At 69.2% G+C, this 10,151-nt stretch carries 10 protein-coding genes; 2 read left to right on the top strand and 8 right to left on the bottom strand.

Annotated elements, in window-relative coordinates:
* Together pabB and QQK25_RS21110 are read left to right on the top strand one after the other, a co-directional pair.
* The coding region (pabB, locus tag QQK25_RS21115) for an aminodeoxychorismate synthase component I (RefSeq protein ID WP_284189736.1) at positions 1-1,016 on the top strand (1,016 nt) is incomplete at its 5' end.
* Positions 1,017-1,089: 73 nt separating this feature from the next.
* A complete protein-coding gene (locus QQK25_RS21110) occupies positions 1,090-1,809 on the top strand; it encodes a GNAT family N-acetyltransferase (protein WP_284189735.1) in 720 nt (239 codons plus the stop codon).
* Positions 1,810-1,819: 10 nt separating this feature from the next.
* Here the strand turns inward: QQK25_RS21110 and folB are convergent, their stop codons facing one another.
* The 8 genes from folB to QQK25_RS21070 all read right to left on the bottom strand — a co-directional run.
* Positions 1,820-2,212 (bottom strand): dihydroneopterin aldolase, encoded by a 393-nt coding sequence (gene folB / locus QQK25_RS21105; RefSeq protein ID WP_284189734.1) that lies wholly within the window; start codon positions 2,210-2,212, stop codon positions 1,820-1,822.
* Between the two features lie 181 nt (positions 2,213-2,393).
* A complete protein-coding gene (folD, locus tag QQK25_RS21100; RefSeq protein WP_284189733.1) occupies positions 2,394-3,317 on the bottom strand; it encodes a bifunctional methylenetetrahydrofolate dehydrogenase/methenyltetrahydrofolate cyclohydrolase FolD in 924 nt (307 codons plus the stop codon).
* Positions 3,318-3,551: 234 nt separating this feature from the next.
* The gene (locus tag QQK25_RS21095; protein ID WP_284189732.1) at positions 3,552-4,913 is read right to left on the bottom strand and encodes an FMN-binding glutamate synthase family protein; all 1,362 of its coding nucleotides are present in this window, start codon (positions 4,911-4,913) and stop codon (positions 3,552-3,554) included.
* A gap of 54 nt (positions 4,914-4,967) precedes the next feature.
* Complete coding sequence (locus QQK25_RS21090; protein ID WP_284189731.1) at positions 4,968-5,657, bottom strand: GltB/FmdC/FwdC-like GXGXG domain-containing protein; 690 nt, start codon at positions 5,655-5,657, stop codon at positions 4,968-4,970.
* Entirely contained in the window at positions 5,645-6,553 is a 909-nt protein-coding gene (locus QQK25_RS21085) for a class II glutamine amidotransferase domain-containing protein (RefSeq protein WP_284189730.1), read from the bottom strand. Before QQK25_RS21085 ends, QQK25_RS21090 begins: the two co-directional genes overlap by 13 nt.
* A gap of 92 nt (positions 6,554-6,645) precedes the next feature.
* Positions 6,646-7,974 carry a type III glutamate--ammonia ligase gene (gene glnT / locus QQK25_RS21080; protein WP_284189729.1) on the bottom strand — a complete coding sequence of 443 codons (1,329 nt, stop codon included), beginning with the start codon at positions 7,972-7,974 and terminating at the stop codon, positions 6,646-6,648.
* Between the two features lie 29 nt (positions 7,975-8,003).
* A complete protein-coding gene (locus QQK25_RS21075) occupies positions 8,004-8,612 on the bottom strand; it encodes a hypothetical protein (RefSeq protein WP_284189728.1) in 609 nt (202 codons plus the stop codon).
* Positions 8,612-10,151 (bottom strand): glycine cleavage T C-terminal barrel domain-containing protein (locus QQK25_RS21070; protein WP_284189727.1); only part of this gene is annotated, 1,540 nt, incomplete at its 5' end. The genes QQK25_RS21075 and QQK25_RS21070, both read right to left, overlap by 1 nt.

Here is a 10,151-nt window from a genome sequence, read left to right as displayed (position 1 = left end):
TCGACTACGAGCTGGGCCGCGAGCTGGAGCCCGGCTGCGGGCTGACGCCGCCGACCGCTCCCACCGTCCACCTGCTGTTCTTCCGCCGCCGCCGGGCGATGTTCTCGCTGGGCGTCGACGCGCTGCTGGCCCGCCGCCACGCGGACCTGCCCCCATCCCGCCGCAGCAACGGCCTGCGCCACGTGCGCGCCGGCGTGAGCGAGGCCCGTTACCTCGACGCGGTGGAGCGGGTGCGCGCCTACATCCGCGCCGGCGACTGCTATCAGGTCAATCTCACCTTTCCGCTGCACTTCGAGCTGGAAGGCGACCCGCTGGCCCTCTACCTCGCCCTGCGCCACCGCCAGCCGGCACGCTACGGCGGCTTCGTGCAGGACGAGGGCGGCGCAGTGCTGTCCTTGTCGCCGGAGCTTTTCGTCGAGCGCAGCGGCGCCCAGCTCGTCACCTGCCCCATGAAGGGCACCGCCGCCCGGCTGGACGACCCGGCCGCCGATCGCGCCGCCGCCGAGGCCCTGCGCGCCTGCCCCAAGAACCGCGCCGAGAACCTGATGATCGTGGATCTGCTGCGCAACGACCTGGGCCGCCTCGCGCGCCCGGGCAGCGTGCGGGTGCCCGAGCTCTTCGCGGTGGAGCCTTACCCGTCGGTGTGGCAGATGGTGTCGTGGATCCGCGCCGAGCTGGCCGACCCGGGGCTGGCGCCCGAGGCGATCCTCGCAGCGCTGTTCCCCTGCGGCTCGATCACCGGCGCGCCGAAGATCCGCGCGATGCAGATCATCGACGAACTGGAGGCCGTGCCCCGCGGGCTGTACACCGGCTCGCTGGGCTGGTTTGCGCCGGATGGGGATTTCCGCCTCAACGTGGCGATCCGCACCGTCGAAGTGGCCGCCGACGGCCGCGGCAAGATGGGCATCGGCAGCGGGCTGGTGATCGACTCCGACCCCGCCGCCGAATGGGCCGAGTGCTGGCTGAAAGCGCGCTTCCTGCTCCACGCGCCGCAGCTCGCCCGCAACGCCTGCTGAGGGCCGCTCCGGCTTGGTGCGGCCGGGGCCTTGGCGTATCGTCGGGCCCTCCCCGCCCATTCCCCATTTTCCGATGACCTGCACCAACGCCCTCGGCCAGCCGGTCGGCGCACCGCTGCCCGACTGGACGCCCCCGCCGCCCCCCGCTGCCACGCTGCTCTTCGGCCGCTACTGCCGGCTTGATCCCCTCGACGCCAACCGCCACGGCGCCGCGCTTTACGCCGCCTTCACCGCGGACCGCACCGGTGCCAACTGGACTTACCTGCCCTATGGCCCCTTCGCCAACGAGGCCGCCTTCAGCGCCTGGATCGCCAGCGTGGCGGGCGGCAGCGACCCGCTGTTCTTCGCGGTGATCGACGGGCAGGGGCAGGCGGTGGGCATCGTGAGCTACCTGCGCATCACGCCAGCCCACGGCTGCATCGAGATCGGCCACCTGCATTTTTCCGAGGCGCTCAAGCACACCCCGGCCGCCACCGAAGCCCTGTGGCTGCTGCTGCGCGAGGCTTTCGCGCTGGGTTACCGACGGGTGGAGTGGAAGTGCAACGCGCTCAACGCGCCGTCGCGGCGCGCCGCCCAGCGGCTGGGCTTCTCGTTCGAGGGGGTGTTCCGGCAGGCCAACGTGAGCAAGGGCCGCAACCGCGACACGGCCTGGTACGGGATGATCGACGCGGACTGGCCGGCGCTGGCCGCGGCCTTCGATACCTGGCTGGCGCCGGGCAACTTCGACGCCGCCGGCCACCAGCGGGCGAGCCTCTCGGCGCTCACCCGCCCGCTGCTGGTGGCGGTGGGCTGACCCCAGGCGGCTAGACCGCCACCACCTTCATCGCCTCACGCTTCCACTCGGCGCGGCGGCTCACCGACACGCGCCGCGCCCGCGGCACGGCCAGCGGCTTGGCGATGGTCACCTCGGCCCGGCGCACCGGAAAGCGCGCACCGAGGAGGTCGAGCACCGCCTGGCTGAGATGCTCCAGCAGGTTGAAATGCCGGCTGGCGAGGAGCGCCGCGATGGCATCCACCACCTCGTCGTAATCCACCGTGTGGCGGATGTCGTCGCTGCGGACGGCCAGCGTGCCGTCGATGGCCAGCAGCAGGTCGATGTCCACCGGCTGGGGCGCGGCGCGCTCGTGGTCGTAGATGCCGATGGAGGCCGGCAGGCTGAGGCCGTCCAGCTGGATCAGGCAGTCTTCAAGGCTCACTTGACGGCCCTCCGGTCAATGTGTGACTGAGGACCGGCTTTGCACAGCCGGTCCGCTCCGCAAGCACGCAGCGAGGCTGCGCGAAACCCTTGCTCCACCCTCCCCGCAGGAGGGTTCGCACGCCCTTTGGGCGGCCGGGCGGGTGTGCTCATGTCGGTTCTCCTTGGGGTAAGTGTTGTGTTCAGCGGGCGACCGGATGGATCACCGGCGCCTCCCAATCCTGATAGTCGTCAGCCTGGCGCATGCGTAGCGCCCGCTCGGCCGAGCGCAGGGTGTTCTCGATGAGCATCGTCACCGTCATCGGCCCGACGCCGCCGGGCACCGGGGTGATCCAGCTGGCTTTTTCCTTCACGCCGTCGAAATCCACGTCGCCGACGATCTTGCCCGCATTTGGCCCGTCTCGCAGACGGTTGATCCCCACGTCGATGACGATGGCCCCCTGCTTGACCATCTGCGGCACGATCAGCCCCGGCTTGCCGGCGGCGACGATCAGGATGTCGGCGAGGATGGTGTGCTGGGCGAGGTCGCGGGTCTTCGCGTGGCAGATCGTCACGGTCGCCTCCCGCTGCAAGAGCATCAGTGCCATCGGCTTGCCGACGATGTTGCTGGCGCCTACCACCACCACGTTCTTGCCGGTCACGTCGGTTCCCGTCGTGTCGAGCAGCAGCTGCACCCCATACGGCGTGCAGGGCGGAAAGATGGTGTTGCCGACGACGAGGCCGCCCACGTTGTAGAGGTGGAAGCCGTCCACGTCCTTGTTCACCGAGATCGCCTCCAGCACCCGGCGCGGATCGATGTGCGCCGGCAGCGGCAGCTGGATGAGGATGCCGTGCACGGCCGGGTCGGCATTCAGGCGGGCGATGGTGGCAAGGACTTCCGCCTCCGGCGTGTCGGCGGCCAGCCCGACATGGAAGGAGCGCACGCCCACTTCCTCGCAAGCCTTCACCTTGTTGCCGACGTAGACGCGACTCGCCGGGTTGTCGCCGACGAGGATCACCGCCAGGCCCGGCTGTACGCCCTGCGCACCCAACTGCGCCACGCGGGTCTTGAAGCCTTCACGAAGGGTTTTCGACAGCGCCTTGCCGTCGATGATCTGGGCTGTCACGGGTTCAGTCTCCTGAAAAAACGGGGCGATCCGGTGTCGGCACGCCCGGCAAATGGTTAATTAGGGTTCGTAGGTCGGGTTAGCCCGCAGGGCGTGACCCGACGGAACTTCTTGTAGGTCGGACTTCAGTCCGACACGCCGGGCTGTCGGAGGCTGGGGATGTCGGACTGAAGTCCGACCTACAGTTCTGGCTTCCGGGCGACGTGGGGACGGAATCCCGCCCCCGCCGGTCGCTCAGAAACCGCGGCCCGGCACCCAGTTGGTGCCCGCCAGCGGCACGCCGGCCATGGCGGCGGCTTCGATGGTGAGGGCGACCAGGTCTTCCGGCTCCAGGTGATGCACGTTCTGCTTGCCGCAAGCCCGGGCGATGGTGGTGAGCTCCATGTTGAGGGTCTTGAGGTAGTTCTTCAGGTGCTTGGCACCCACCGCCGGCGACAGGCGCTGCTCGAGGATCGCGTCCTGGGTGGTGATGCCAACCGGGCACTTGCCGGTGTGGCAGTGGTGGCAGAAGCCCGGCGCGGTGCCGAGGGCGTTGTAGTCGGCGATGGCGTCCTGGTGGGCGCCGTGCTGGAAGTAGGTTTCGCCGTTGCAGCCCAGCGCCACCAGCACGCCCTGGCCGATGGCCACCGCGTCGGCGCCCATCGCCAGCGCCTTGGCCACGTCGGCGCCGGTGCGGATGCCGCCGGAGACGATCAGCTGGACCTTGCCCTTCATGTCGAGGTCTTCGAGCGCATCGACGGCCTGGCGCACGGCGGCGAGGGTCGGGATGCCCACGTGCTCGATGAAGCAGGTCTGGGTGGCGGCGGTGCCGCCCTGCATGCCGTCCACCACCACCACGTCGGCGCCGGAATGCACGGCCAGCTTCACGTCGTTGAAGGTGCGGGTGGCGCCGACCTTCACGTAGATGGGCTTCTCCCAGTCGGTGATCTCGCGCAGTTCCTGGATCTTGATGGCGAGGTCGTCCGGGCCCGTCCAGTCCGGGTGGCGGCAGGCGGAGCGCTGGTCGACGCCTTCCGGAAGGGTGCGCATCTTGGCGACGCGGGGGTTCACCTTCTGGCCCAGCAGCATGCCGCCGCCGCCCGGCTTGGCGCCCTGGCCGATCACCACCTCGATGGCGTCGGCCTTGCGCACGTCGTCGGGGTTGAAGCCGTAGCGGGACGGCAGGCACTGGTAGATCAGCGTCTTGGAGGAGCGGCGCTCTTCCTGGGTCATGCCGCCGTCGCCGGTGGTGGTGGAGGTGCCCATCTCGGAGGCGGCGAGGCCCAGCGCTTCCTTCACGTTGGCGGAGAGCGCGCCGAAGCTCATGCCGGCGATGGTGATGGGGATGTCCAGTTCGATCGGCTTCTTGGCGAAGCGGGTGCCGAGCACGGTCTTGGTGAGGCACTTCTCGCGATAGCCTTCGAGCGGGTAGCGCGACATGGACGCGCCCAGGAAGACGAGGTCGTCGAAGTTGGGCAGCTTGCGCTTGGCGCCCATGCCGCGGATTTCATACAGGCCGTGGGCCGCGGCGTTGCGGATGTAGTCGAGGGTCTTGCGGTCGTAGCCGTAGGATTCCTCGCGGGAGAGGTGCTTGAAGTGCAGGGGTTTGGTTTCCATGATCGTGTCCTCGATGTTCCGGATGGCGCGCGGGTGGCGGCGCGATGGTCCTGCTCAATATTCCTGGTTGGCGTCGGCGTTCCAGTGGTACAGGGAACGCTTGGAGGCGATGCGCCGGAAGGCCTTCGGGTCGTGGTCGAGGCCGGCCTGGTCGAGCAGGCTCGCCACCGCGGCGATGTCGGCGTCGGTCATCTCCTCGTACTGGGCGTCGGCGCCGAGGGATTTCACCTTGCCCTTCACGTAGAGCACCGCCTCGTAGAGCGAATCGCCCAGCGCGTCGCCGGCGTCGCCGCAGATCACCATGCGGCCGGCCTGGGCCATGAAGGCCGAGAAGCTGCCCACCGAGCCGCCGACGACGATGTCCCCGCCCTTGAGCGAGATGCCGCAGCGCAGGCCGGCGTCGCCGTCGATGACCAGCAGGCCGCCGTGTGCCGAGGCGCCGGCGCCGTTGGAGGCGAAGCCCTTCACGTGCACCTTGCCGCTCATCATGTTCTCGGCCACGCCGGTGCCGGCGCTGCCGGTGATGGTGACGGTGGCCGACTTGTTCATCCCGCCGGCGTAGTAGCCGGCGTGGCCGACCACTTCAACCTGCACGGGGCAGTCGAGGCCGACGGCGATGTTGTGGGCGCCGTCGGGGTTGAGCACGGTGACGTGGCGGGGCTTGCCATCCTTGGCGTCGTTGTGCAGGAAGGTGTTGAGCTCGCGCAGCGGGGTGGTGGCGAGGTCAAAGGTCAGGCGTTCCATACGTACATCTCCTCGGGCGCGGGTTCGAAAACGGTGGCGTGCTTGATGCCGGGCAGGTGGGCGAGCGAGCGGAACTCGGAGGCGATGGCCACGTAGTCGTCGGTCTCGGCCACCACCGCCGGCTTGCAGGCGAAGGGGTCGCGGATCAGGGCCAGCTTGTCGGGCGTGCCCATCAGGAAGGTGAAGAAACCGTCGAGCTCCTCGAAGCCCTTCTGGAGCGCGGTTTCCAGGTCGTCGCCTTCGCGCAGGCGCCATTCCAGGAAGCGGCAGGCGGCTTCGGTGTCGTTGTCGGTCTCGAAGCGGATGCCGCGCGGCTCCAGCATCCGGCGGATGCCGTTGGGGTTGGACAGCGAACCGTTATGCACCAGGCAGAAGTCTTCGCCGGCGGTGAAGGGGTGGGCGCGGTCCGGCGTCACCGCCGATTCGGTGGCCATCCGGGTGTGGCCGACCAGGTGCGAGCCGGTGAGGCCGGAGAAGCCGTAGCGGGCGGCCACCTCGGCCGGCGTGCCGATGTCCTTGTAGAGGTCGATGCTGCGGCCGGTCGAGAGGATGTGCAGCTTGGGGTGATGCTCGGCGATCCAGCGCTTGACGATGGTCGGGGCCACGTCGAAGCTGAGGATGGCGTGGTTGCCCTTGATGCTGATGTCCACCGGCACGCCCAGGTGCTCCTTCAGGCTGTGGGCGAGGCCCAGCCAGTTGAAGTCGGCGCCGTCCTCGGTGAGGCCGGAATACACGCTGATCTTGCGCTGGCTCTCGGCCAGCGGGCTGCCGAACACCGCGAGGCCGGCCGAGTCGGGGCCGCGCTCGGTCATGCCGATCAGCATCGGCACCATCAGTTCGCCGAGCTGCTCGCGCAGGGCCGGTGTCTTCACCAGCAATCCAACGATTCCACACATGGTTTGTTCTCCTTCATGTAGGGGCGACTTCAGTCGCCCGCGGAGGTTGATCGAGGTCCTGAAGGGCGACTGAAGTCGCCCCTACAGGGACATCAGAAGAATTCCAGGTAGTTCTTGATTTCCCAGTCCGACACGTGGCGCATGTACTCCACCCACTCCATGTGCTTGAGGCGCAGGAACTCGGTGGCGACCGGGCCGAGGGCCTTGCACAGCACGGTGTCGGCTTCCAGCGCCAGCAGGGCTTCGTGGAGGTTCTGGGGCAGGATGCCGATGCCGGCGGCCTTGAGTTCCTCGGGGCTGAGGGCGTAAAGGTTCTGGTTGTGAGGTTCGCCCGGGTCGAGGTCGCGCTCGATGCCGTCGAGGCCGGCGGCGATCACCGCGGCGGTGGCGAGGTAGGGGTTGCAGGCGCCGTCCGGCAGGCGCAGTTCGAGCCGGCCGTGGGGGATGCGCACCATCGACGAGCGGTTGTTGTCGCCGTAGCTGATGTAGGCCGGGGCCCAGGTGGCGCCGGTGAGGGAGCGGCCAACCACGAGGCGCTTGTAGCTGTTCACCGTCGGGGCGCAGATCGCCGCCAGCGCCGGGGCGTGGGCCAGGATGCCGGCCAGGAACTGGTAGGCCAGCTTCGAGAGGCCCAACCCGCGGCGGTCGTGCTTGTCGGCAAACAGGTTGGTCTTGCCGTCGCCCAGCGACATGTGGATGTGCATGCCGTTGCCCGGGCGGTTGGCGAAGGGCTTGGGCATGAAGGAGCAGATCATGCCCAGGTCGTTGGCGATCTCCGAGGCGGCCATCTTGAAAAGCAGGTAGTGGTCGGCGGAGGTGAGGCAGTCGGCGTAGGTGTAGTTGATCTCGAACTGGCCGTTGGCGTCCTCGTGGTCGATCTGATAGACGTCCACATCCACCGCCCGCAGGCTGTCGGTGAGGGTTTCGAGGAACTGGCGGTTACGCGACAGGCCCTTGTAGTCGTAACAGGGCTTGGGCAGCGTGTCGGTGGGGTCGGTCGGGATGATCTGGCCGGCTTCGTCCTTCTTGAGCAGCGAGAACTCCGGCTCGAGCCCGGTGAAGAAGGTGTAGCCGCGGGCCTCGAGGCGCTTGACCTGCTCCTTCAGCACCACGCGGGTATCCAGCGGCCAGGGCTCGCCCTTCACGTGGCCGTCGCAGGCGATGCGGGCGTAGCCGGGCTGCCAGGGCACGAGGGTGAGGGTCGAGAGGTCGCCGATGGCCATGTAGTCCGGGCCGTTGGGCTCGATCCCGAGGCCCCACACCGCGAAGCCCGCAAAGCCGGCCCCGGTGGTGAGGATGCTCTCGAAGTGCGCGGCGGGTACGGCCTTGGTCTTGGCCGCGCCGTGGATGTCGACAAACTGGGCAAGGACATACTTGACGTCGTTGTCCGCGAGAAACTGCTTGGCTTCTGTGGGCGTCATTGCCGCTCTCCTGAAGGTGGGTTGGGGGTTCAGTCAATGCTGCGGGCAACCACCGCGCCGCCGCCGAGATCGCCGGCGATGTCGAGGAGGGTTTCCCACAGGTAATGTCCGTAAGTGCCGTCGCACCAGATGCGCAGGGTCGGGCGGCCGGCGCGCAGCTCGGGGATCGCCGTCACCCCGACGCCGACCATCGAGGTCAGCACCACCGGGCGGGCGGCCAGGTCGAGGGCGCGGAAATTCACGCTGCAGCTCTGGCGCAGGAGTTCGTCGAGACGGCTGCCGGCCAGCACGAAGGCGGCGTCCTGGCGCAGCACCGGATACACGCCCGGGCCCCGCGGCGCGGCGGCGAGGGGGGCGATCAGCGCGGCCGGGCCTTCGATCAGGAACTCGGTGAAGCCGAGCCGGGCGATGCGTCCGCCGTCATCGAGGGGCAGCCAGCTGTTGGGCGCCGGCGGGATCGGCAGGCCGAGGGCGACCAGCCATTCGGCAGCGCCCGGGCCCTTGCAGCCGTGGCGGGCCAGCTCGGAGCGGTCGGCGATGCCCAGGGTGGCCGCGGCGGCGGCCTGCTGCTCGGGCGGGAGCAGCGTGGCGGCGACGAGGTCGGCCACCGGGCTCGGGGCGAGGTTGTTCGCAAACATCACGCGGCCTCCTTCTGCTTGAGGTTTTCGGGGTCGTAGAACGGGGCTGCGGCGACGGTGGCCTGGACCAGCGAGCCGCCGGTGAGGCGGATCTCGAGCGGGGTGCCGGTCTCGGCCAGTTCGGGCTTCACGAAGGCGAGGCCGATGTGGCAGCCGACCGCCGGGCTGAACGCGATGCTGGTGACGCGCCCGGCGATGTCGCCGCCGGCGATGACCAGGTTGCATTCCAGCGGCACCGGGCCCACGTGGTCCGCCGGGAAGCGGATGCCCACCAGCTTCTGGCGGCGCGGCAGGCGGCCGACCGCGGCGAGGCTGCGCTGGCCGACGAAGAAGGGCTTGTTCATCTTGAGCGCCCACTCCAGGCCCACCTCCAGCGGGGTGGTGAGGCCGTCGGTGTCCTGGCCGATGATGATGTGGCCCTTCTCGAGACGCAGCAGGCGCTGAGCTTCCACGCCGAAGGGGCGGATGCCGTGGCTCGCGCCGGCTGCCATCAGCGCATCCCACAGGGCGCCGCCGCAGTTGGCGGGCACGTGGATCTCGTAGCCCCACTCGCCCACAAAACCGACGCGCATCAGGCGGGCGGGGATGCCGGCCACCTCGCCCTCGCGCACCGCCAGATAGGGGAAGGCGGCGGCGGAGAGATCAAGCCCGGTGAGCTTGCCGAGCACCGCGCGGGACTTCGGCCCGGCCAGATTGACCGCGGCGAACGAACCGGTGTGATTGACGATGCCGCAGTCGAGCCGCCACATGGTGTTGAGGCGCGACAGCTCGCGGTAGATCGTGGCGGCGCCGGAGGTGGTGGTGGTGAAGTAGAAGTGGTCCTCGGCCAGCCGGGCCACCACGCCGTCGTCGATCACCACGCCGGACTCGTCGCACATCACCGCGTAGCGGGTCATGCCCACCTTGAGGTTGGCGTAGCTGGCGGTATAGACGCGCTCGAGGAACTCGGCGGCCTGCGGGCCGATCACCTCCAGCTTGCCCAGCGTGCCCACGTCGATGATGCCGACGCCCCCGCGCACCGCCGCCGCTTCGCCGCGGATGCAGTCGAGACGGCTCTCGCCGGCGCGCTGGTAGAACTCCGGCCGTTGCCACACGCCGGCGGGCATCCACTTGGCGCCGAGGGCTTCGTGGCGGCTGTGCAGCGGGGTGCGCCGCTCGGGGCTGAAGCCGCGCCCGGCGAGGATGGACATGGGCACCGGGTGGAAGAACGGCCGTGCGGTGGTGGTGCCCACCTGCTGGGGCTGCTTGCCGGTGAGGCGGGCCAGGATGCGCAGCCCGTTCATGTTGGAGTGCTTGCCCTGGCTGGGGCCCATGCCGTTGGTGGAGAAGCGCTTGAGCAGCTCGATGTTGTCGAAGCCCTCCTGCACCGCGTTGCAGAAATCCTTGTATTGCAGGTCCTCGTCGAAATCGACGAAGTTCTTGCCGGCCGGGTGATCGACGATCGGCCACGGGTGGCTGGGGCACTCGGCTTCCGGCGGCAGGGCCTCGCCGGTGGCGCTGCCGAAGCCGGCCGCGGCGGCGGCGTGGCTGCCGGCGCGG

Source organism: Zoogloea oryzae (assembly GCF_030161255.1).
GTDB lineage: Bacteria > Pseudomonadota > Gammaproteobacteria > Burkholderiales > Rhodocyclaceae > Zoogloea > Zoogloea oryzae.
The sequence above is the reverse complement of the archived record's forward strand: the minus strand, read 5'-3'. Positions and strand labels throughout refer to the sequence as shown.